Genomic DNA, 22,039 nt, shown 5'->3' with positions numbered 1-22,039 from the left:
GTCGGTCGTCTCTCTTGGGGTCAGTCGGTCAGCGTCGCCGGGTCGACCGACGGCTTCGGCAGGTTCAGCGCGGCCAGCTCGGCACGGCCCTGGGCGTCGATGGGGAAGGCCCAGGTGGTGACGAAGAAGTCGGTCAGGTCGTGCTCGGCGACACGGCTCGCGTAGGTGGCGAGCGCCCGGTACCGCTTGGCGGTCTCGGTGTAGTCCGACTGCGGGCTCTCCTCGCGGACCAGCTTGTGCAGCCGCGGCCAGAAGTCGTCGCCGAACGCGAGCTCCAACTGGCGCAGCGGCACGAGCTTCTCGTACGCGCCGAAGGACCTCTCGTACGCGAGTCCCGCCGTACCGAACTTGGCCTGGGCCGACTGGAAGTAGGTGAGCCCGGTCTTGGGGTCGACGGTCAACAGGTTCGACGGCTGCCCCAGGGCGCGCTGCACGGCCAGCGAGTAGATGTTGACGGTGACCTCGGTCAGCCCGGTCGGCTTGTACGCCATCTGCTGGTGGAGATGGCCGAGTTCGTGGTACAGCCCCCAGCCGCGGGTGAGCAGGCCCTGCACGGTGGTCGCCCGGTCGAGATAGGCCCGCGGGAAGCCGTTGTATCCGTGTGTCGCGTACGCCCCGACGCCGGACGGCACCACCGACACCTCGGTGAAGTGGTAGCCGCCGGCCTTGGGCCGGTGCACCGGCTTGGAGCTGTCGAGGCCGCTGATGTCGGACTCGGCTTCGATGATCTGCTCGATGAGCCGCAACAGCGCGGCGTGGTCCTCGCCCCGGTACTGCAGGGCGCCGTCCCGGGTGAGCGTCACGATGGAGCGCGGGCCGTGCAGCTCGACGACCGGCACGTCGGTGTACGTGTCCAACTGCCGCTGGTAGTCGGCCTCCTGGGTGCGGCCCAGGGCGAAGACGGGCATGGGCACCGACCCGGTCTTGAACATGACGGCGGCGCGCTCGCCCCGGCCTTCGAGGGTGAGGTAGAGGGGGCCGCCGTGCGGGTCGGTCACCGTGTTCGCGCCGGGCTTGAGCGGATAGCCGCGCGGCTCGGTGACCTTCCCGTAGTAGTCCCACTGCCCGATCCACAGCGTCGGCACGAGGCCGTCGTAGGGCAGCACGTCGAGCCGGAGCGCGGTGGCCGCGGGTACGTAGCGGCCCGTGGCCTGGAACTCGGAGGCGCGCAGCGCCTTGCCCAGCCGGAGCCGCTCGGTCTCGGCGGACGGGCGGGCGACGAGCGGCACGGTGGAACCGTCGGCGGCCCGGGCGGAGCCCGCGGCCAGGCCGCCGACGGCGAGTGCGGCGCCGGCGACGGCGACAGAGCTGAGGACGGTACGGCGGGACGGGGATGCGGGGGTGCGCATGAGGTGTCGTCTCCTTGAGGTGATCCGTACTGTGCTGAGGGCGAGTCGGCGCGTGACGACGTCAGACGGTCAGCGTGCTCGGGTCCGTGGTCGGCCGCGGGAGGTTCAGAGCGGCGATCTCCGCGAGGCCCTGCGCGTCGATCGGCATCGCCCAGGTGCAGGCGAGGAAGCCGGTCAGGTCGTGGCCCGCGGCACGCGAGGCGCGGGGGCAGCGGGGACGGCAACAGGCTTGTGGGCAGGGCGCATCCGGGGACTCCCATGAGGACGGGCGACGTCAGAGCCAGGGGCGGGACGAGCGGTGGGACTGCGCGTCAGCATGTAAGCGTTTGCTATGCGGCCGCAAGAGGGTCCGCCGATTTTCTGTTCGTTACTATGCGCATCGACGCTGATCCGAGCAGAAACAAGCACAGAGGCCGCGCGTGGGCGGTCGGTTCAGCCCTGGCGCGGCCGTGTGCCTCCCGCGGCCCCGCCGCGCGGCGAGGCCACCGACTCCCGCACCACGACGTGCGTGCCGAGCCGCAGCGTGCCGGTCGTCGGGGCCCGCCAGTCGTCCTCGTCGCCGCCGCTCAGCGCCACCCGTACAGCCTGCCGGCCCATCTCCTCCAGCGGGATCCGGACCGTGGTCAGCCGCGGCCGCAGCTCCTGGGCGACCGGGATGTCGTCGTAGCCGACCAGCGACATGTCCTGGGGGATACGCACGCCGGCCTCCTCCAGGGCCTGGGCCGCGCCGGCCGCCACGATGTCGTTCCCCGCGAACACCGCGGTGAACTCAGGCCCGTCCCGCAGCAGTTCGGCCATCCGCCGGTACCCGAAGGCGCGGCTGAAGGCCCCCGGCTGTTCGAGGCGCGGATCCCGGGGGATCCCACGCAGCTCCAGGGCGCGGCGGTGCCCGGCGAGCCGGTCCCGGGCCGTCGACAGGCCGGGCGGACCGCCCAGACAGAGGATCCGCTCGTGGCCCTGCGCGATCAGATGGTCGGTGATGGCGAAGGCGCCGCCCTCGTTGTCGTACTCGACGCCGACGGTCGGCACGTTCTCGCCCAGCGAGGGCCGCCCGCACAGCACCAGCTTCGAACCGCCGGCGTCCAGCTCCCGGGCGCGCCGGGCCAGCTCGGCCTTGTACGCGCGGTCCTCGACGCTGCCGCCGACCAACACCACCGCGTCGGCGCGCCGCTCGTGCATCAGCTCGATGAAGGCGAGCTCGCGCTGCGGGTCGCCCTGGTGGCAGCAGACCAGGCAGAGCCGGCCGTCCTCGCTGGCCGCGCGTTCGACGCCGCGCGCGATGTACGCGTAGAACGGGTCGATCAGCTCGCTCACGATGATGCCGACGGTGCGGTTGGAGGCTCCGGCCAGCGCACGGGCATGCGCGTTCACCACGTACCCGAGCTCCCGCATGGCCGACTCGACGCGCTCGCGCGTCGCCCCGGCCACCGGATAGTTGCGGTTCATCACGCGGGACACGGTCGCCGTCGAGACGCCCGCGCGCCGGGCCACGTCCACGACGGTGGCACGGCGCTGCCCGCCCCCGCCTGCGCCGCCCGCTGTGGAACCCTGCCGGGACATCCGCCCCACCCCCTGTTGATCGCGCTGTTCCGCGTGCTCCACCCCGCCCGGCCGTGCGCCGTGCTCCCGTCCGGCCGGGCCCGAGCCTATGACGTGCGGCCCCGCCCCGCTCATGCGATGCGCTCCAGGTCCTCCAGAAGGACCGGATGCTCGAGTGGCACCCCGCGCGCGTACCGGGCGAGCTCGTCGACGGCGAGGGCGCCGAGCCGCGCCACCTCGTTGCCCTGGGCGCCCGCCATGTGCGGGGTCAGGAAGACGTTGGGCAGATCCCAGACGGGGTGTCCGGGCGGCAGCGGCTCCGGGTCGGTGACGTCGAGCACGGCGTCGATCCGGCCGCTGACCAGGTGTGGGACGAGCGCCTGGGTGTCGACGAGCGGACCGCGTGCGGTGTTCACGAGCAGGGTGCCCGGGCGCATCAGGTCCAGCCGGCGCGCGTCCAGCAGGTGCCGGGTCTCGGGAGTGGCCGGCGCGTGCAACGTCACCACGTCGCTGGTCGCGACCAGGGTGTCGAGGTCGGTGCGGGTCGCGCCGAGCAGCTCGGCCTCGGCGTCGCCGACGTACGGGTCGTACAGCAGCACCTCGGCGTCCAAGGTGCGCAGAAGTTGTATGACGAGGCGGCCGATGCGTGAGGCGCCGACCACGCCGACCGTGATGCCGCGCGTGCCGATCCACACGTGCCGGTCCAGGTCGGCGTCGGTGCGATGGGTGCGCCGGGCACGGTAGAGGCGGGAGAGCGGGAAGGCCCGCTTCGCGCCGAGGATGATCGCGGCGAGCGTGAACTCGGCGACCGGCACCGCGTTGGCCGCGGCCGCCGAGGACACCGTGATGCCGCGAGCGTACGCGTCCCGGCTCAGGAACGTCTTCACGGTGCCGGCCGCGTGGATCACCGCGCGCAGCCGCGGTGCCCGGTCGAGCACCTCCGTGCCGATGGGCGGGCAGCCCCACCCGGTGAGCAGCACCTCGCACTCGGCGAGCGCCGCGCGCGCCTCGGGGCTGGTGAACTCCCGCACGACGCCCGGCGGCCGGATGTCCGCGGCCTCCTCGAGGCGGGCGCGCACCGCGGGCGGGAAGACGTCGTCGACGACCGACGCGTCCATCGCGAGAACCGTGCGGGGCCGCCGCGAGGACGGTGTGGCGTCGGCGGCACCGGCAGCGACCGACGCCTCGTCAGTGGTACGCACCCTGCCTCCGGACAGTAAGCGTGTTCTATGACGGGACGGAACGCTAAGGAGATTGCGGCACGATCGTCAAGGTCAGCAGAGCGACAGAGGTGACAACTTACCTGTTTCATCCGGTAATTGGCTGGCCGTGTGGGGCGACACGAGGCGAGATGCCGCGGAGACGTTGAACCGGATCTATTGACGGCAGCGGTAACCGCTTACTAACTTGCCGCCGCAGAAACACAGTTCCTGCGCCGCCCGGCCGAACAGGACCGCCTCATGACTGCTCCCGCGCCACCCGTGGCCGCACCCCGCACACCCCGTAAGTCCCTCTGGCAGCGCCTCAAGCGCGACAAAGTGATGTTGCTGCTGTGCCTGCCGGGGTTCCTGTACTTCGTGCTCTTCCACTACGTGCCGCTGCTCGGCTACACGGTGGCGTTCCAGGACTACCAGCCCTACCTGGGCTACATGCACAGTGCCTGGACCGGCTTCACGAACTTCACCACCGCCTTCGCCGACCCCGACTTCTGGTCGGCGACGGGCAACACGCTGAAGATCGCCCTCGTCCAGCTGGTCCTGTTCTTCCCCGTGCCGATCGGCCTCGCCCTGCTGCTCAACAGCATCGTCAGCGACAAGCTGCGCCGCTTCGTACAAAGCGTCGTCTACCTGCCGCACTTCATCGGCTGGGTCATCATCGTGTCGATCTTCCAGCAGATCCTGGGCGGTGCGGGCGTCGTGCCCGACCTGCTGGAGTCGCTCGGTCTGCCGCGCTACGACATGACGACGGACCCGAACGCCTTCCCCTGGCTGCTCGCCCTCCAGGTCATGTGGAAAGACGCCGGCTGGGGCACCATCATCGTCCTCGCCGCCCTGCTCTCCATCGACCGCGGCCTGTACGAGGCGGCGGCCATGGACGGCGCGGCCCGCTGGCGCCGCTTCTGGCATGTCACCCTGCCCGGCCTGTCACCGGTCCTGGTCCTGCTGCTCATCCTCAACCTCGGGAACATCCTCACCGTCGGCTTCGAGCAGATCCTGCTCCAGCGCGACGCCGTGGGACCCGGCGCCGGTGAAGTCCTCGACACCTACGTCTACTTCCACGGCATCAGGGACAACCAGTGGGGCACCGCGGCGGCCGTCGGGCTGGTGAAGGCCGTGATCGGCACCGTCCTCGTCATCGGCGCCAACAAGTTCGCCCACCGGCTCGGTCATGAAGGGGTGTACCGCGGTGCTGACCGTTGAGACGTCCGCAATGAAGACGCGCCGCCGCACGCGGCCCGCCCCCTTGCCGGCTCCCGGGGAACTGCGCCCCTCCGGCGCCCGGCCCCCGTGGATGGAGAAGCCCACCCGGCTCGGCCTCGTCCTCAAGGGCCTCGCCCTCGTCGTGGTCGTCGGCCTGGTCGCGTACCCGCTGCTCGGCGTCATCGGCACGAGCCTCGCCTCCCAGAGCGACATCATCCGCTCGAACGGGCTGGTCCTGTGGCCCGACCACCCCAGCCTGGACGCCTACCGCACCGCGTTCACCGGCGGCCGCGTGACCCGCGCGTTGCTCGTGAGCATCGCAGTCACCGTCATCGGCACCGTCTGCAGTCTCCTCGCCACCATCGGCATGGCGTACGGGCTCTCGCGGCGCGACATCGTCGGCGGCCGCTTCATCCTCATGACGGCCCTGTTCACGATGCTGTTCAACGCGGGTGTCATCCCCAACTTCCTGCTGGTCAAGGAGCTCGGCCTCTACAACACTTTCGCGGCGCTCGTGCTGCCCACCATGGTCAGCGCCTTCAACCTCGTCGTGATGCGGGCCTTCTTCATGAACCTGCCCGAGGAGCTCTACGACGCCGCGAAGGTGGACGGCGCCGGCGACTTCCGCACCCTGATCCGCGTCGTGCTGCCCCTGTCCAAGGCGGTCATCGCCGTCGTCGGACTCTTCTACGCCGTCGCGTACTGGAACGCGTACTTCAACGCGCTGCTCTACCTCGGCGACAACGACAAGTGGCCGCTGCCGATGGTGCTGCGCACGTTCATCTTGCAGGGGCAGGCCCTCGACTCCGGCGCGGCCGGGGAGTCGGTGGCCCCGCAGCAAGCCGTACAGATGGCGGTCCTGGTGATCGCGGTGGTGCCGATCCTGCTCGTCTACCCCTTCCTGCAGCGGTACTTCACCAAGGGCGTACTCACCGGAGCCGTCAAGGGCTGACCCCGCCCAGACCCGGCAGCCGCCTCGGCGCCCACGAACCCCCCACGACGTCCCCCGTGTCCCCTCGTGTTGAGGAGTTTCCCGATGTCCGGCTCCACCCCTGTCAACCGCCGCACCCTGTTCCGCTGGGGCGCGGGCCTCGGCCTCGGTGTCGCGGCGGCCCCGCTCCTCGCGGCGTGCGGCGACGGCGGCACCGCGGCCGAGGCCGAGACCATCGGCGGCAAGGTGCTGCCGACGTCCACGGTCCGCAACATCGGCATCCCGGCCGATCTGCCCGGCACCGCAGCCGGCGTGCCGAACGCCTTCCTGAAGTATCCGGCAGACCTCAAGCGAGCCACCAAGGGCACCCCCCTCAAGGGCGCCAAGAAGATCACGGCCGTGACGGAGACGTACGCGCCGTTGCCTCCCGGGCGGGGCCAGAACGCCGCCTGGAGGGAGATCGAGAAGCTGCTCGGCGCGGAGGTCGACTTCACGGCCGTGCCCGCCGACGACTACCCGGCCAAGTTCTCCACGATGGTCGCGGGCGACCAGCTGCCGGACATCTTCATGTACCCGGAAACCGGCGGTGTGGACAATCTGTCCTCGTTCCTCGCGGCCAAGTGCGTGGACCTGGGGCCGTACCTGTCCGGCAGCAAGGTCAAGGACTACCCCAACCTGGCGGCGATCCCGGAGTACGCCTGGCGGGACGCCGTCAAGGGCGGCAAGCTCTACGGCATCCCGATCGCGCGCAACGGCAGCGGCGGCGCCGGTTTCTACCGCGCCGACCTGTTCGCGAAGGCCGGTGTCACGAGCCTCGATCAGATCGACTCCATCGAACGGCTCGTCCAACTCGCCAAGGAGCTGAGCGACGCCAAGAAGAAGCAGTACTTCTTCACCGGCGGCTCCGTGAACCTGCTCGCCATGTCGGCAGGCGCTCAGCACTACTGGAAGCACGACGCGAAGACCGGCGAGTGGACTTACCAACTCGAGGACGACAAGTACCGGCACGCCATCGAGACGGCGGCCAAGCTCTACAAGGCGGGATGCTTCTACCCCGGCACCGTCCAGATGTCCGGCGCGCAGAAGGCCGAGTACACGAACCTGTTCAAGAACGGCAAGGCGGCCTACGTCTACGACGGCATGCCCGGCTACCTGACGACCGGTTCGGGCTACGTCGACGCGATGGCCGCCATCGACAAGACCTTCGACGTGCGCCCGATGACACCGGTGGGCACCGACGCCGTCGCCTGGACCGACAACGCGTCGCTGCAGAACTGCTTCGTCACCAAGGCCGGTGAGGAGCGCGTCAAGGAGATCCTGCGTCTGGCCGACTTCGCCGCCTCGCCATTCGGCTCGGTCGAGTACACGCTGATCAACTACGGCGTCGAGGGCACCGACTACAAACGCGACGCCACAGGCACCCCCATCCTCACCAAGCAGGGTACCCAGGACGTCACCGTCCCCTGGAGCAAACTGGCCTCGGCCACCCCCGCCTTCTTCAGCGCGACGCACCCCGATGCCGCCAAATACGTCCACGAGGCGTACACGAAGATCATCCCCATCATGATCGAGGACCCGACCCTCAGCTACTCCTCCCCGACCTGGGACTCCAAGGGCCTCGGCAGCCTCTACACGATCCACCTCGACGGCCTGAAGGACATCGTCACCGGCCGCAAGCCGATGTCCTCCTACGACGCCCTGATCAAGAAGTGGCGCAACGCCGGCGGCGACACCTGCCGCGCCGAGTTCGAGCAGGCCTCGCAGAAGGGCAAGAAGTGACCACCACCAGACGCACCCTCCTCAAGGGCGCCGGCGTCGCCGCGCTCACCGTCCCGCTGTTCGGCACCTCCGCGCTGGCGTCCGGCTTCGACCCGAAGCCCGGGTCCGACGGGGTCGGAGACCCGCTCTTCCCGACTCTGGGCAACGGCGGCTACGAGGTCGTCCACTACGACCTGACCTTCGACTTCACCCCGGTGACCTACGACTTCACCGGAGTCGTGCGGCTGAACGCGCGGGCCACCCAGGACCTTTCCGCGTTCAACCTCGACACCGACGGCCACACCATCGAGACCGTCACCGTGAACGGCCGCACCGCCGATCACGCCCTGTCCCTCGGCAAGTCCGGGCAGGAGCTTACGGTCACACCGGCCGCCCCGCTCCACAAGGACACCCCGTTCACCGTCACCGTCGCCTACCGCGGCAACGGCAAAGCCCCGAGGGCCGGCCTGACCGGCTGGAGGTTCGGCAGCGACGGCGGGTTCGCGTCCGCCGTGCAGTCCTCGCGGGCCGACACCTTCCTGCCCTGCAACGACACCCCGTCCGACAAGGCCACCTGGACCTTCCACATCTCCGCGCCCGAGGGCTACGTCGCCGCCGCCAACGGCGAACTCACCGGCAAGGACAAACGCGCCGACGGCTCCACCGTCTGGCACTTCGCCCTGCGCGAGCGGATGCCCACCGAACTGCTCGGCATCGCCGTCGTCAAGGGCACCTACCTGTACGGCACTTCACACGCCGGGCTCCCTCTGCGTCACATCGTCCCGCAGGGCCAGGAGGACAAGTACGGCCCGATCGTGGACCGCACCCCGGACCATCTCGCCTGGCTGGAGGCCAAGTTCGGCCGCTACCCGTTCTCCGTGTACGGCATCCACATCTACGACGGGTACTCGGACGCCCTCGAGAACACGACGCTCACCCTCATGGGCACCAACTGGTTCAAGCCCAACGCCGACGGCAACCCCACGTACGAGAACACGATGGTGCACGAGCTGACCCACCAGTGGTTCGGCGACAGCGTCACCCCGAACGACTGGCAGCAGGCCTGGCTCAACGAAGGTCCCGCCGTGTACTACGCCGCCCTCCACAGCGAGGAACGCGGCTGGTCCGTCATGGCCGACAAGATGAAGGCCACCTACGCCAAGCTCGACACGATCCGCGCGAGCGACGGCCCGCCTGGACTCCCCAAGGCCCTTGGCGGCATGAACATCTACGACGGCGGCGCCCTCGTCCTGTACGCCCTTCAACTGCAGGTCGGACAGCAACAGTTCGACCGGATCATGCGGCAGTGGCCGCACCGCTTCAAGGACCGCACCGTCACCAGCGAGGACTTCATCAAGCACACCGTCGACATGACCGGCGACCGCTCCCTCGACGCGTTCCTGAGGGACTGGCTGTTCGGTGCGAAGAACCCGCCGATACCCGGACACCCCGACTGGACGGCCGGCGCCTGAGGCGGATCGAGCACCCTCACGAGCCTCCCTCCCGCCCGCGCCCCCACCGAGGAAAGGTCACCGCATGAGACCCGGCACCCGCACCGCCCGCGCCACCGCGGCCGCGTTCCTCTCCGCCGCCGCGCTCGCCCTCGCCCCGCTGCCCGCCGCCCACGCGGACCCGGCGCCCAGGACTCTGCACGCCGCACCGCACGGGACCGGCACCTCCTGCACCGTAGGACACCACTGCTCCGTGGAGGGCGCGCGGGATGTCGCCCGTACCGTCACCGACCGCGACGTCCGCATCGAACTCGCCGACGGCACCTATGAACTGACGGCGCCCCTGAGGCTCGGCAAGGACGACTCCGGCGTCACCTGGACCGCCGAACAGGACGCCCACCCCGTGCTCTCGGGCGGCCGCACCCTCACCGGCTGGACCGTGAACGCCGACGGCACCTGGACCACGAAGGTGCCCGCAGGCATCACCCCGCGCCAGCTGTTCGTCGACGGCGAGCGCGCCGTCCGCGCCCGCGGCGAGTCCTGCGCCGCCTCCGTGTGCGACGCCACCAAAGCCGGCATGACCGGCGCGGAGAAGACCGGCATCGCCGAATGGGCCCGGCCCACCGACGCCGAGGCCGTCATCAGCGTCCGCTGGCGCAACTACCACTGCCGGATCTCCGCCGTCACCGGCGACGTCATGACCTTCGCCCAGCCCTGCTGGACCAACTCGGCCTCCGGGACCAACCGCACCGGACCCGCCTGGGACACCACCACCGTGGACTCGTCCCGCTACGCCAAGGTCGCCTTCTTCGAGAACGCCCGCGAACTCCTCGACAAACCCGGCGAGTTCGTCTGGGACTCGGCCGAGCGCACCGTCACCTACCTGCCTCGCAAGGGCGAGAACCCGCGCCGCTCCCACGCCGTCACACCGGTCACCGAAGGCCTGCTCGTCCTCGACGGCGCCCACGACGTCCGCGTCTCGGGCATCGGCTTCGCCTACTCCGCCTACCAGCAGCCGAACACCGACGAGGGCTACGCCGGCATGCAGGCCGGCCTCACCCTGACCGGCGCCACCGGCCCCGTCGACCACGCCGGCCGCTACTACACCAAGCCCGCCGCCGCCCTCACCGTCCGCGGCGGCCGTGACGTCACCATCGAGCACAACGACTTCAGCCGGCTCGGCGGCGCCGGCGTGATCCTCGAGCAAGGCACCCAGGACTCCTCGCTCACCCGCAACCGCTTCACCGACCTGTCCTCCGGAGCCGCCTATATCGGCGACACCGAGCCCCTGCCCACCCCCGAACTCATCGGGGCCCGCAACACCGTCGCGTACAACACGATCCGCCGCACCGGCGTCGAGTACACCGACTCCGTCGGCATCTGGGCCGGCTACGAGGCCGGGACCGTCATCGACCACAACACCCTCGAAGAGCTGCCCTACTCCGGCATCTCCGTCGGCTGGGGCTGGAACCAGCCCGAGGCCCGCACCTCCGTCCTGCGCGACAACCGCATCACGGACAACCGGATCACCGACGTCATGCAGGTCCGCCACGAGCAGCACGACGGTGCCGCCATCTACACCCAGGGCGCCCAGCCCGGCACCGTGATCTCCGGCAACTACATCGACCGCAGCGCCTACGGCAACACCGAGCGCGACGGCAACGGCATCTACCTCGACGAACAGTCCAGCCACATCGCCGTCACCAACAACGTCGTCACCCGCGTCGGCTACAAGTGGATCTCCAACTGGGCCGGCTACGGCATCGACAACCACGCCACCGGCAACTGGACCGACACCGAGGCCCCGGCCCTGTCCGGTACCGGCTCGACCATGACCGGCAACCACACCCGGCTCGACCGGCTCCCGGCCGAGGCCGTCAAGGTCGCCGAGTCCGCCGGCGCGGACGGCCGCGGACGGGTCCGCCAACTGCGGCCCGACCTGGCCCGTACCGGCACCGCCGCCCAGTCCTCCACGGACGGCACCGCCACAGCCGACAAGGCCACAGACGGCGACACCAACTCCGACACCCGCACCCTGTCCGAGGCGGGCGCCTGGTGGCAGGTCGACCTCGGCAGCACCCAGCACGTCGGACAGGTCGAGGTCTGGAACAACAGCTCCATGACCACCGCCGACTTCGACGTGCAGCTCGCCGCCTCGGCCGACTACTCCGACGCCACCACCGTCCACGTCATCGGCAAGGCGCTGCGTCCCACCGTCCTCGACACGGACACCGAGGCCCGCTACGTCCGCATCCGCCTCACCGGCACCGGACGCGTCGCGCTCTCCCACGTCCTCGTCCACCCGTAACGCCGCACAATGCACCGAAGGGGCGTCGCGGGCCGGTGGCGGGTCCGCGACGCCCCGTGCGTGCCTGCACCCGTACGCCGACGGCACCAACACCATGTACAGAAAAGGCGGTTACGCCATGACCGGCGCCCCCTGCGACCTGCGCCTCGGAGTCCTCGGTTACGGACTGCGCGGCTCGCTCGCCCGCACCGCGCACCGGTCCGGCGCCGGGTCCCGGGTCACCGCCCTCGCGGACCACGACGCCGTCGCGCGGACGGAGGCGGCGCTCGCGTTCCCCGGAGCGCTGATATCCGGCGACCACAGGAAGGTCATCGAGGACCCCGACGTCGACGCGGTCGTCGTCCTCACCCCCGACCACACCCACACCGCCCTCGCCCGCGAGGTCCTGGAGGCGGGCAAGCCGGTCTTCGTCGAGAAGCCCCTCGATATCACCGTCGCACGCTGTGACGAACTGCTACGCGCCGCCTACGAGACGGGCTCCCGCGCGCGGCGAGATCGGCGAGGTCAAGACCGTGTGGGTGCGCCACTTCGTCGGCTACGGCGGCGACTGGTACTTCAAGGACTGGCACGCCGAACGGCGGTACACCACCGGGCTGCTGCTCCAGAAGGCCGCCCACGACATCGACGTGCTGCACTGGCTCGCCGGCGGCTACACCCGCCACGTCCAGGCGCTCGGCGACCTCATGGTCTACGGCGACAACCCGCACCGCCGCGCCCCCGGCGAACCCAAGCACGACGACTGGTACACGAAGGACGGTCACTGGCCGCCGCACACCCAGCGCGGGCTCAACCCCGTCATCGATGTCGAGAACGTGTCGCTCGTCAACATGCGCCTGGACAACGGCGTCCTCGCCGCCTACCAGCAGTGCCACTTCACGCCCGACTACTGGCGCAACTACACCGTCATCGGCGACGCGGGCCGCCTGGAGAACTTCGGCGACGGGCCCGGGGGAGTGGTCAAGGTCTGGAACTCCCGCCGCTCCACCTACCGGGGCGAGCCCGACGCCGCGTACCCCGTGCCGGACGCCGAGGACAATGCCGGGCACGGCGGCGCCGACCCGCTGCTCATCGACGAGTTCGTCCGCTTCGTGCGCGAGGGCGGCACCACCGACACCTCGCCCGTCGCCGCGCGCATGGCCGTCGCGGCCGGCGTCCGCGCCACGGAGTCCCTGCGCTCGGGCGGCATGCCCCGTGAGATCCCGCCACTGGACCCCGGGTTGATCGCCTACTTCGAGCGGGGGCAGAGACGTCCCGGTTAGGTCAAGTCCAAGGTGCTTTTACCGAGACTCGGGCAGAAAGCCCCGGCGCTCACGCCGGGGATGAACGCATCTCAAAGCTGCTATGACGTGCACTTCAAGAGGTGTCCCGCAACACTGGGCTCGCCCAAGCGCCTGCTGTGCTGCCGACCCGCGCCCCCTCGCGCTAGGACGTGTCCTCAAAAGATCTTGGATGGTGGATGATGGCCGGGTGATACGCCGCCATGAACACTCCGATGCCGAGTGGCAGTTCGTCCGGCCGCAGCTGGCCGCACCTTTGCGGGAGCGGAAGCGGTTGGACGACCGAAGGGTCCTCAACGGGATCGTGTCGGAGTTGCGGACCCGGACGGCCTGGCGCGATGTGCCCGAGCGGAACGGGTCATGGGCCACGCCGCACGCCCGCTTCGGTCGGTGGGCGGCGGACGGCACCTTCGAGCGGATGCTCCGGGCCACCCAGACGCGGGCGGACGCGGCCCGGGACATCGACTGGCTCGCGTCAGTCGACTCGACCATCGTCCGCGCCCACCACCAAGCCGATTCGTGAACGGAACCGAAACCGACCATGCCGATCCACCGACTGAACCATGCCGTGCTGTTCGTCTCCGACCTGGCGCGCAGCACGGCCTTCTACTGCGACGTCCTCGGCTTCCGGGCGCTGCCCCAAGCGTTTCCCGGAGCCGCGTTCCTGCAGGCGGCGGGCTCCGCCAACGACCACGATCTGGGGCTGTTCCAGTCCCGGGACACCGCGCCCGGCGGCCACCGTACCGGCGGGGTAGGGCTGTACCACCTGGCCTGGGAGGTCGACACCCTCTCCGAACTGCGCCGTGTCCGGGCCCGCCTCGCCGAGGTCGGCGCCCTGACCGGGGCGAGCAATCACGCCTCCACCAAGGCGCTCTACGCGCGCGACCCGGACGGCCTGGACTTCGAGGTGTGCTGGCTGGTCCCGGATGAGGCGGTCGTCGCGGAACTGACGGCCATGACCTCCCCCACCCTCCCCCTCGACCTCGACGCCGAGATAACCAAGTACGGCGCGGACACCCCCGGCGGGCCCCGCACCGATCCGACGGTCTGGCAGCACCTGACAGGGCAGGTCTGAGCCGGCGAACCGGAAGGCCGGTGCGTGGGCAGGAGGGCCCCTGCCCGCGTACCGGCCGTACGGTCGGTCAGCCACTCAGTGACGCCCCTCGCCTGCGCGCCCGCCCGGCGGTGGCCCTCGAAGCCCTCGAAGCACAACTCGCGCCGATCACCACCCCTGAGGGAACTGGGCGAGGGGCGCCGCGACGGCACTACAGCCGTGTCCGGTGAACTTCACCAGGCTCTCGCCGACGGCAACGGCCGAGACCGCCCACCTCGGGGAAGAGGAGCGGCGACGGCGTGTTCGTAAAGTCCGGCTGGCCGCGCTGCGACGGGAGAAGGAGGGGAAGCGCGAGAGGATCCGCGCCCGGAACGCGGTCAACCGGGCCAGGGCCCTGGCCGAGGCCACCGCCGCCGAACACGCCACCCAAGCCCAGCCGCCCAGCCGTCCGGCAGGCTCTGGCAGGAATGGCCGGCGTCTTCCGCTGCTGCGCCGACCGGGCCCTGGCCGAGCCAGCCGACGAACACGGCGTCACCGCGACCGTCGGCCTCAGCGCCGGCGACCCCCGGTATGGCGGTGTCCCCCTCGTCGACGAGCATGGCGCCCCGGCCGCCGCGCTCTTCAGGGCCAAAGCCGGGCGTGCGCCGGTGGGTACGAGAAATCATGGCGCCGGAGTGGCAGCATGCCCATCGGTCGGTCAGGCCGTCCAGAAGCAGGTCCCTGGAACTCAGCTCGCGTCCAGGTGTCGAGAACGTCGTGCCAGCTCCGTCCCAGGGGTACCGATGGCCACAATGGGCCGCACGACGAAGAAGGAGAACCATCATGACGCTTCAGCGGATGGACAACGTCGGCATTGTCGTCGAAGACCTGGATGCCGCCATCGCCTTTTTCACCGAACTCGGAATGGAGCTGGAAGGCCAAGCGGAGATCGAGGGCCTCTGGGCGGACCGCACGGTCGGACTCGACGGCGTCCGCAGCGTCATCGCGATGATGCGGACCCCGGACGGCCACAGCAAGCTGGAACTGACGAAGTTCCACGCCCCCGCGGCGATCGGCGCCAGTCCGCTCAACCCGCCGCCCAACACCCTGGGCCTGCATCGTGTCATGTTCGCCGTCGACGACATCGACGACACGATCGCCCGCCTGCGCCCCCACGGCGCCGAACTCCTCGGCCAGGTGGCGCAGTACGAGGACAGCTACCGGCTCTGCAACCTCCGCGGCCCAGCGGGCATCATCGTCGCCTTGGCCGAACAGATCGGCTGACGGTGCCACCACATGACGCCGGTGTCACGGTCACGATCACTGTGCGGCGGGGTTGTCGTAGTCGTTGAGAAGGGGGCTGTGGCGTTCGGTGAGTGGGCCGACGCCGAGATCCTCACGCATGAGCTGGCGCATCTTGGCGGCTGCTCTGCCGCGTGCCTCCCAGCGGGCGTGATCCTCTGGACTGCTGACAGCAGTGCCGTCGATGTAGCCGTCGCAGATGCGTCGCAGGCAGTGGAACACGTCGTTGGAGGCCCTGACGACGGGTTGGGGCGCTATGAGCCACATCCGTTCTGATGCGATGGCTATGCCTGAATCCCGAAAGGCCTCGCGCAGCGCAAGCGCTCGCTCGTCGTCAGAGGGGTGCTCTCGCTGGGCCAATGCCCGCAGGGTCTCACCGAGGACCTTCACCGTGGTGGTGTACTGCGTGTAGATGTCGAGCCGCAGCCGAAGGGCTTCCTTGACATCCTCGTGCTTCCACCGATTCCGATCGGCGATGAGAGTAGCGACGATGCCGATCGCGGCCCCGGCCAGGGTGGAGAGCAGTGGCAACCAATCCATGCGGACCAGCTTGGGCCATCCGGTGACGGCGGCACCAGGTGGCCCTCGAGAACGAACCTGTACCGGCGGAGCAGAGACCACCGCGAGGCTGTCCAGGGCCCTTCCCGCGGACATCGGCTGGACGGGCCTACTGGACGGCCCATATGCGCGCCGTCGAGAGCCGCAGGGGTGACCGCTTCTGCGATCAACCTCGAACCAGCAGTCGCGCATCTGTGCCCAGTTCGCCATCTGGGCATGGAACCTTCGCGAGGCGACCAGGGGCGACCCAGCGTCCCGCCTCTGTTGTGGTGGCACCTTCGAGCGAGCCGTCGGACATGCCTGGTACTCGATCCCGTCAGATGATGTTCAGGCAGTCCAGGAACGGTTCCGCGATGGAGGGGGTGCCGGTGATCTCGCAGCTCTCGCGCCAGGAACTGCGGGTCGTGCTCCAGGCGATGAAGTCGCTCGCCGAGCTCTGGACGCGGGTGGTGCCTCCGGCGCCAGGTACGACGGTCAGGCGGCCGTCCGGGCTCTGTGCGGGAAGGACGGTGACGGTTGTACGGCCCGGCCCCGTCAATTCGAGAACGAGGGGCTCGCTGACGGTCACAGCGAGTTCGTGACCTTGCATCTGTGGCAGCCCGGCCAGCATGAATTCGACCGCCGGGGCGATGAGGTCGTCGGTTGGCGGGGGCAGCTCGAAGTTCAGGGGTCCGCGCGGGGCCAGTACGTCGTAGCGCAGGTGGCACAGCACGTTGAACGCCATGACGTTGGCCAGGAGATGCCGTGGGTAGGTACCGAGGCCTGGAACCAGCACCGGTTCGTCCGCCTGTGGCGCCTCCTGACCTGCCTCGAGGACCTTCAGCTGCCGAGGAGTGAAGCTGCGCCACTCGTCGATCACTTCGTCGTGGCTCAATCCGCGGCGCTCGTCAACCCGCAGGTCGTGATAGCGCTCGCGGTTCTTCGGCCACGAGGGGTCGGGGGCGGGGGGTTCCACCGCCTCGTGGGCGAGGGCCCCCAGATGCGCGATCACGTCGATGACGCGCCAGCCTGGGCAGGCTGAGGGCAGCTCCCACGCAGGGCCGTCCACCTTCGCCACGATGTCCGCCAGCTGCGCGGTGCTCAGACGCGCGGAATCCAGTCCGGCCCGACTCATCGTCCTCTCCCTCCTAGCGGATGTATTCCCCGGCGGATGCACTCAGCGAGTCAGGCATTCGCCGCCCGGCGCGGGTGGCGGTAGGTGGCCGCCACATCCGCACGCCCCAGACCGTGGTGCGCCGCCGGCTGCAGCCGATCGCGCACGACCTCCGCGATGCCCAGATGCAGTCCCGCCGCTCGTGCCGCTTCGGCGATCAAGCCGGCGTCCTTGGCGGCTGCCTCGAGAGGGAAGGAAGCGTCGTCGAGGTCGTCGGTGATCATTTTCGGCCCCCTGGACCGGACGTACGCGCTGTCGAGTGTGCTGCCGCTGATGGCGGCGATGAGGTCGCGAGGTTCGACTCCCAGAGCTTCGGCAAGCGTGAGAGCCTCGGCGATGCCCTCACCCGTCCACCTCCTTTCAGGGGGTGACACCGCGGTGATCAAGCGTCATCGCCGATCCAAACGGTCTTGGCGTTCATGAACTCGCGCATGCCGAGGTCGGACAGTTCGCGGCCGTATCCGCTGCGCTTCACGCCACCGAAAGGGATCTCCGGGTAGCTGGTGGTGTTGCCGTTGACGAAGGCCATGCCGGACCGCACGTCACGGACGAACAGGGCCCGTTCGTCCTCGTCCTCGCTCCACAGGTTCGATCCCAGCCCGTAGGGGTGACCGTTCGCCTCGCGCAGGGCCTCTTCCAGTGAGGCGACGACAAACACCTGCGCCACGGGGCCGAAGACCTCTTCGTGGTACATCTTCATCTCCGGCGTCACGCCGGTCAGTACGGTCGGAGGGTAGAAGAACCCCGGCCTGTCGAGCCGCTTCCCGCCCGCCAGAACAGTCGCGCCTTTGGTGACCGCGTCGTCTACGTAGGCTTCCACGTCACGTCTGCCGTCCTCGGTCGCCAGCGGGCCGACGTCCGTTGCCTCGTCCGTCGGGTCGCCCACTACCAGGGCACTCATCTTCTCTGTGAACAGACCGAGGAACTCTTGCGCGATGTCCTCGTGCACGAAGAACCGCTTGCCGTTGATGCACGACTGCCCGTTGTTCAGGGTGCGTGCCCGGACCGCGACGTCGGTGGCCCGCTCGAGGTCAGTCGACGGCATCACGATGAATGGGTCGGAGCCGCCCAGTTCAAGGACGACCTTCTTGATCTCGTCGCCGGCGATGGACGCCACCGACCGCCCCGCGGGCTCGCTGCCCGTCAGGGTAGCGGCAGCCACCCGCGGGTCCCGCAGGACCTGCTCCACCCTGCCCGAGGAGATCAGCAGGGTCTGGAACACGTGGTCCGGGAACCCGGCCTTACGGAACAGTTCCTCCAGGTACAGGGCGCACTGCGGCACATTGGAGGCGTGCTTGAGCAAGCCGACATTGCCTGCCATCAGCGCGGGGGCGGCAAACCGCATGGCCTGCCACAGCGGCAGGTTCCACGGCATCACCGCGAGGACGACACCGATCGGCTGGTACGTCACGAACGTTGCCTTGGCGCCCACTTGCCCGGCATCCCCTGGCAGGTCCCGGAGAAAGCCCGGCCCGGTGGCCGCGTAGAAGCGCAGCCCGTGCACGCACTTGCCCACCTCCTCGCGCGCGGCCCGGAGCGTCTTCCCCATCTCCAGTGTGATCATCTGGCTGACGACGTCAGCTTCACCGTCCAGAACGTCGGCGGCCCGGTTCAACCAGTCCGCTCGTTGCTCGATGGTCGTCAGCCGATACGATTCGGCCGCGGCAGCGGCACGACCAAGCTTCTCTTCCAGTTGTTCGGAAGTAAGCTCGTCGAACCTTTCGATGACGGCACCCGTAGCAGGATTCGTTGATGCGATAGCCATGGTGCAACGGTATGAGTGTCGGTAGATGTTGGCAATATATGCAATCGACCACCGAGCGTCCTGGGCGCGTCCCAAATGAAAGGCGACGTACAAGATTCCGCACAAACCAAGGCTGTTTGGGCGGAGGGGATTCGCAGCATGCCGCATGCCCGCCCGTGCTGCGGCAGTCGCACAGCGCGCGCAAGGCCAGAGCGGGCCTCCAAGACAGGCGCCCGACGGCTGTTTGGCGCGTAGATTCATCAGTTGGACACGGAAGTTCTATTCGTGTCCCAGGCTGACCAAAATAACCGCGGGTCGGGTGTGCGCAAGGTGGCACGTCAGAAAGCGGCGCGAGCCGCTTGGTGGCTCGCCGCTGAGGACTCCCCCCAGCCGTCGCAGCGCATCAGCCCGGAGGCGACGGTATCTGCTCATCGAGACCGTGACCAAATAGCTCGTAAGCGGTAGACGTCCACGCTACCCCGAGGCGGGATGAGCGGCAACGTAAAGCAGCCCTGTCGCAAGTGGCCCGTGTGGCATTCAAATTCAACCACTGACACTCATATTCAAGCTGACAGGAATTCCAAACGCGATGGGAACAGTCCGCGGCGAACAAGTGAGGTGCCCGGCAGGCGGCTGTATAGGTCCGTCGCCGGACGAATTCGACGTACCTCTTCCTGCCGGCCACCACGGACAGCCGACCGTCCCACGCTCAGTCCTGCTCGTTCGCGTCGAGCAGGATGACGCTCTCCTGTTCGTTCGGGTCCGTCCTGGCGATGACGGCGACAACCGGCTCCGTTTCGCTCGCATTCATCGGCTGATGGGGTACGCCCGCCGGTATGTACACGAAGTCGCCCGGTCCCACGGCCACGGTCTTCCGCAGGTCCTTCCCGTACCGCCCCACTGCATGCCCGGAGACGACATAAATAGCTGATTCGTGGTCCTCGTGCGGGTGGGGTACGTCCTTGGCGCCCGGGGGGATCGTTACCACGTGTACGCACAGGTGTGTGGACCCGGCCGTCTCCTTGGAGATGCCCGCGAAGAATGTGTGGCCCTGCTTTCCCCCGTATGTCTCCCCTTACCTGCCAGGGCGCGGCCGAGAGCGCCGACCCTGTCCGGGTGGAAGCCCGGGAAGATCGACAATTGCCGGGCCAGCATGTCCGGGCCGCAGTCGTGGTGCCTGAAGTACACCTTCGTGCGGGGCTCCCGTCCTGGGGCCAGGTCGAGGGAGAGCAAGATCGGTACGTCTGTGCCGAATCCTCGCGACGCGTGTCGGGTTTCTGCCGGCGTTACTCATACGCCTTCGGGCAGCGGCGCGAGGGGGCTGACCAGACCGCTTGCCCGCAGGTCTCGCCAGAAGGCGCCGGGGATCTGCTCGTTCAGCGCGGCGAGGTCTTCAGCAATTCGACTCGGCTTGGTGGCGCCGGGGATCACTGCGGCGGCGACCGGGTGGGCGAGGGAGAACTGAACGGCGACTGCCTTGATGCTCACGCCGTGCTGTGCGGCGAGTTCCTTGAGCTTGGCGACCTTCTTCAGGACGGCCGGAGGCGCATCCTGGTACTCGAAGGTGGTTCCGCCCGCGAGAACGCCCGAGCTGTAGGGGCCTCCGACGACCATACTGACGTCCTGTTCGGTCGCCATGGGCAAGAGCCGCTGCAGGGCGTGGGCGTGGTCCAGCAGCGTGTAGCGGCCGGCCAGGAGGAATCCATCGGGCTGTGGTTCGTCCAGCTCCAGCGTCAGTTCGATGGGCTCGGTGCGGTTGACGCCCAGCCCCCACGCCTTGATGACGCCCTCGTCCCGTAGCCGGGACAGGACCCTGAAGGCCCCCGTACGGGCCTCCTCGAACTTCTGCGGCCACAGGTCACCGTAGAAGTCCTGCGCGATGTCATGCACCCACACGATGTCCAGGCGGTCGACGCCGAGCCGCTGGAGGCTGCCCTCGATGGAACGCTCGGTTGCCTCGGCCGTCCACTGGTGAAGGATCTTGTTGGGCCGGCCGTGCTCGAACAGAGAGCCCTTCTCCCGCAGGTCACGGGCGCCGTTCTCCGTCTCGTCCAGGATGACGCGACCGACTTTGGTCGAGAGTACGAAGCTGTCGCGCGGCTTCGTGGACAGCAGGCCGCCGAGCCGGATCTCCGCCAGGCCCGCACCGTAGAGCGGGGCCGTGTCGTAATACCGGATGCCGTCGTCCCAGGCCGCGTTCAACGTGGCGCTCACTTCGTCGTCCGGGACAGCGCGGAACATGTTGCCCATCGGCGCGGTCCCGAAGCCGATGCGTGCGGGGAGGAGCTGACTGAGGTTCATGAGGTCTCTCGCTCTCGGGATGGGTCTTGTGGCGTCGATGGCCGGTTCGGGCCCCGTCAACTCCGGTTCGGGATGCGTCTGCCGCTCCGGCGATCCGGAGCAGCAGACGCGCCCCGACCCTTGCTCTTGATCGTGGGACAACGGGGTGGGGCAAGGCTGCACACGCCTCGGTCTCCGACCGGGGTGCGAGGGGTCGGTCCGTCCGGGTGCGTTCAGTGGTCGGTTGCTCGTGCCGTGCTCTCGATCGGCCTCTCGACGATGTCGGGGTGGGAGATCATCACGACGTGCGAGCCGTCGGACTCGGCTGTGTGCGTGTGGGCCTGCCGCACCTCGAAACGTTCGAGGTGGGTGCCAATGGGCTTGTCCTGCCGGGCGACGAGGGACCAGGTGGGAATGGTGTGCCAGGCCGCCGCCGTCGGGGCATCCCTGGAACGCCGAGGCGCTGAGCGGACGCTGCTCCGCCGCCATGAGTCACGTCTGGTCGACCGGCAGGTCGGCGGTGAAGACCCGGCGGAACCGGGCCGGGACCACAGTGAGTTTGACCCTGCTGGTGCCGTCCGCGTTGCTGAACGGGGCGGAGCGCAGCGCCGCTGGACCTTCGAGTCGTGGGACATGGCCGCGAGATCGCCGAGCTTCTCGCCGGTCTCGGGAATGTGGGCCGCGATGGAGACCAGCGCCTTCACGTTCGGGTGGCCGGCGGCGGCCTGGGTGATGACCGCGCCGCCGTAGGTGTGGCCGACCAGGACGACCGGCCCGACTGATGTTCTTCAGCACGCTGCCGATGTACGTCGCATCCTGCGGCAGCCCCCGCAGCGGGTTCGCCGGCGCGACGACCGGGTACCCGTGGTGCTGCACTCGCTGGACCACGCCGTTCCAGCTGGAGGCGTCGGCGAAGCCCCCGTGGACCAGGACCAC

The 22,039-nt window shown here is 69.2% G+C and carries 18 protein-coding genes and 1 pseudogene; 9 read left to right on the top strand and 10 right to left on the bottom strand.

The genetic code is table 11. From position 1 onward, the window contains the following. Positions 1-20: 20 nt before the first annotated feature. From ACWD5D_RS19045 to ACWD5D_RS19035, 3 genes are all read right to left on the bottom strand, one after another. Complete coding sequence (locus ACWD5D_RS19045; RefSeq protein WP_451373863.1) at positions 21-1,349, bottom strand: M60 family metallopeptidase; 1,329 nt, start codon at positions 1,347-1,349, stop codon at positions 21-23. Positions 1,350-1,781: 432 nt separating this feature from the next. Then, complete coding sequence (locus ACWD5D_RS19040; protein ID WP_451373968.1) at positions 1,782-2,909, bottom strand: LacI family DNA-binding transcriptional regulator; 1,128 nt, start codon at positions 2,907-2,909, stop codon at positions 1,782-1,784. Positions 2,910-3,019: 110 nt separating this feature from the next. Further along, positions 3,020-4,090, bottom strand: a complete 1,071-nt coding sequence (locus ACWD5D_RS19035) for a hydroxyacid dehydrogenase (protein WP_451373862.1) — start codon at positions 4,088-4,090, stop codon at positions 3,020-3,022. A 258-nt stretch (positions 4,091-4,348) separates the two neighbouring features. Between ACWD5D_RS19035 and ACWD5D_RS19030 the strand changes: the two genes are divergently transcribed. The 9 genes and pseudogenes from ACWD5D_RS19030 (at position 4,349) to ACWD5D_RS18990 (ending at position 15,350) form a co-directional block, all read left to right on the top strand. Further along, complete coding sequence (locus ACWD5D_RS19030) at positions 4,349-5,308, top strand: ABC transporter permease (protein WP_451373861.1); 960 nt, start codon at positions 4,349-4,351, stop codon at positions 5,306-5,308. Positions 5,309-5,399: 91 nt separating this feature from the next. Continuing rightward, on the top strand, positions 5,400-6,260 hold the full coding sequence (locus tag ACWD5D_RS19025) for a carbohydrate ABC transporter permease (RefSeq protein ID WP_451373967.1): 861 nt from the start codon (positions 5,400-5,402) through the stop codon (positions 6,258-6,260). 84 nt (positions 6,261-6,344) lie between these two features. Beyond that, positions 6,345-8,018 carry an extracellular solute-binding protein gene (locus tag ACWD5D_RS19020; protein WP_451373860.1) on the top strand — a complete coding sequence of 558 codons (1,674 nt, stop codon included), beginning with the start codon at positions 6,345-6,347 and terminating at the stop codon, positions 8,016-8,018. Next, on the top strand, positions 8,015-9,469 hold the full coding sequence (locus ACWD5D_RS19015; protein ID WP_451373859.1) for a M1 family metallopeptidase: 1,455 nt from the start codon (positions 8,015-8,017) through the stop codon (positions 9,467-9,469). The genes ACWD5D_RS19020 and ACWD5D_RS19015 overlap by 4 nt, the downstream gene beginning before the upstream one ends. 64 nt (positions 9,470-9,533) lie before the next feature. After that, positions 9,534-11,756 carry a right-handed parallel beta-helix repeat-containing protein gene (locus ACWD5D_RS19010; RefSeq protein ID WP_451373858.1) on the top strand — a complete coding sequence of 741 codons (2,223 nt, stop codon included), beginning with the start codon at positions 9,534-9,536 and terminating at the stop codon, positions 11,754-11,756. Positions 11,757-11,874: 118 nt separating this feature from the next. Beyond that, a pseudogene (locus tag ACWD5D_RS19005) lies at positions 11,875-13,015 on the top strand (Gfo/Idh/MocA family protein). A gap of 190 nt (positions 13,016-13,205) precedes the next feature. Beyond that, entirely contained in the window at positions 13,206-13,556 is a 351-nt protein-coding gene (locus ACWD5D_RS19000) for a transposase (RefSeq protein ID WP_451373857.1), read from the top strand. Between the two features lie 18 nt (positions 13,557-13,574). Further along, the gene (locus tag ACWD5D_RS18995) at positions 13,575-14,108 is read left to right on the top strand and encodes a VOC family protein (RefSeq protein WP_451373856.1); all 534 of its coding nucleotides are present in this window, start codon (positions 13,575-13,577) and stop codon (positions 14,106-14,108) included. Between the two features lie 801 nt (positions 14,109-14,909). Next, positions 14,910-15,350, top strand: coding sequence for a VOC family protein (locus tag ACWD5D_RS18990; RefSeq protein WP_451373855.1), 441 nt, complete (start codon positions 14,910-14,912; stop codon positions 15,348-15,350). 36 nt (positions 15,351-15,386) lie between these two features. Here ACWD5D_RS18990 and ACWD5D_RS18985 read toward each other — a convergent pair whose 3' ends face one another. The 7 genes from ACWD5D_RS18985 to ACWD5D_RS18955 form a co-directional block, all read right to left on the bottom strand. Then, positions 15,387-15,908 (bottom strand): hypothetical protein, encoded by a 522-nt coding sequence (locus ACWD5D_RS18985; RefSeq protein WP_451373854.1) that lies wholly within the window; start codon positions 15,906-15,908, stop codon positions 15,387-15,389. Positions 15,909-16,242: 334 nt separating this feature from the next. Continuing rightward, complete coding sequence (locus ACWD5D_RS18980; protein WP_451373853.1) at positions 16,243-17,040, bottom strand: maleylpyruvate isomerase family mycothiol-dependent enzyme; 798 nt, start codon at positions 17,038-17,040, stop codon at positions 16,243-16,245. Between the two features lie 50 nt (positions 17,041-17,090). Further along, positions 17,091-17,453: an NAD-binding protein gene (locus tag ACWD5D_RS18975; RefSeq protein ID WP_451373966.1), complete on the bottom strand. Its 363-nt coding sequence runs from the start codon at positions 17,451-17,453 to the stop codon at positions 17,091-17,093. Between the two features lie 8 nt (positions 17,454-17,461). Beyond that, a complete protein-coding gene (locus ACWD5D_RS18970) occupies positions 17,462-18,844 on the bottom strand; it encodes an NADP-dependent succinic semialdehyde dehydrogenase (protein ID WP_451373852.1) in 1,383 nt (460 codons plus the stop codon). Between the two features lie 688 nt (positions 18,845-19,532). After that, entirely contained in the window at positions 19,533-19,811 is a 279-nt protein-coding gene (locus tag ACWD5D_RS18965; protein WP_451373851.1) for a cupin domain-containing protein, read from the bottom strand. Positions 19,812-20,113: 302 nt separating this feature from the next. Beyond that, positions 20,114-21,124: an aldo/keto reductase gene (locus ACWD5D_RS18960; RefSeq protein WP_451373850.1), complete on the bottom strand. Its 1,011-nt coding sequence runs from the start codon at positions 21,122-21,124 to the stop codon at positions 20,114-20,116. Positions 21,125-21,336: 212 nt separating this feature from the next. Then, a complete protein-coding gene (locus ACWD5D_RS18955) occupies positions 21,337-21,837 on the bottom strand; it encodes an alpha/beta fold hydrolase (RefSeq protein ID WP_451373965.1) in 501 nt (166 codons plus the stop codon). Positions 21,838-22,039: the final 202 nt, after the last annotated feature.

The sequence above is a fragment of the Streptomyces sp. NPDC002520 genome, from assembly GCF_053595235.1.
The sequence above is the reverse complement of the archived record's forward strand: the minus strand, read 5'-3'. Positions and strand labels throughout refer to the sequence as shown.

Excerpts from the sequence above, each read along its gene's own strand:
- ACWD5D_RS19010 (WP_451373858.1), top strand. The coding sequence starts at position 9,534 with ATGAGACCCGGCACCCGCACCGCCCGCGCCACCGCGGCCGCGTTCCTC.
- ACWD5D_RS18960 (WP_451373850.1), bottom strand. The coding sequence starts at position 21,124 with ATGAACCTCAGTCAGCTCCTCCCCGCACGCATCGGCTTCGGGACCGCG.
- ACWD5D_RS19040 (WP_451373968.1), bottom strand. The coding sequence starts at position 2,909 with ATGTCCCGGCAGGGTTCCACAGCGGGCGGCGCAGGCGGGGGCGGGCAG.
- ACWD5D_RS18995 (WP_451373856.1), top strand. The coding sequence starts at position 13,575 with ATGCCGATCCACCGACTGAACCATGCCGTGCTGTTCGTCTCCGACCTG.
- ACWD5D_RS18990 (WP_451373855.1), top strand. The coding sequence starts at position 14,910 with ATGACGCTTCAGCGGATGGACAACGTCGGCATTGTCGTCGAAGACCTG.
- ACWD5D_RS19025 (WP_451373967.1), top strand. The coding sequence starts at position 5,400 with ATGGAGAAGCCCACCCGGCTCGGCCTCGTCCTCAAGGGCCTCGCCCTC.
- ACWD5D_RS18970 (WP_451373852.1), bottom strand. The coding sequence starts at position 18,844 with ATGGCTATCGCATCAACGAATCCTGCTACGGGTGCCGTCATCGAAAGG.
- ACWD5D_RS19020 (WP_451373860.1), top strand. The coding sequence starts at position 6,345 with ATGTCCGGCTCCACCCCTGTCAACCGCCGCACCCTGTTCCGCTGGGGC.
- ACWD5D_RS19000 (WP_451373857.1), top strand. The coding sequence starts at position 13,206 with ATGGTGGATGATGGCCGGGTGATACGCCGCCATGAACACTCCGATGCC.
- ACWD5D_RS19030 (WP_451373861.1), top strand. The coding sequence starts at position 4,349 with ATGACTGCTCCCGCGCCACCCGTGGCCGCACCCCGCACACCCCGTAAG.
- ACWD5D_RS18985 (WP_451373854.1), bottom strand. The coding sequence starts at position 15,908 with ATGGATTGGTTGCCACTGCTCTCCACCCTGGCCGGGGCCGCGATCGGC.
- ACWD5D_RS18980 (WP_451373853.1), bottom strand. The coding sequence starts at position 17,040 with ATGAGTCGGGCCGGACTGGATTCCGCGCGTCTGAGCACCGCGCAGCTG.
- ACWD5D_RS19045 (WP_451373863.1), bottom strand. The coding sequence starts at position 1,349 with ATGCGCACCCCCGCATCCCCGTCCCGCCGTACCGTCCTCAGCTCTGTC.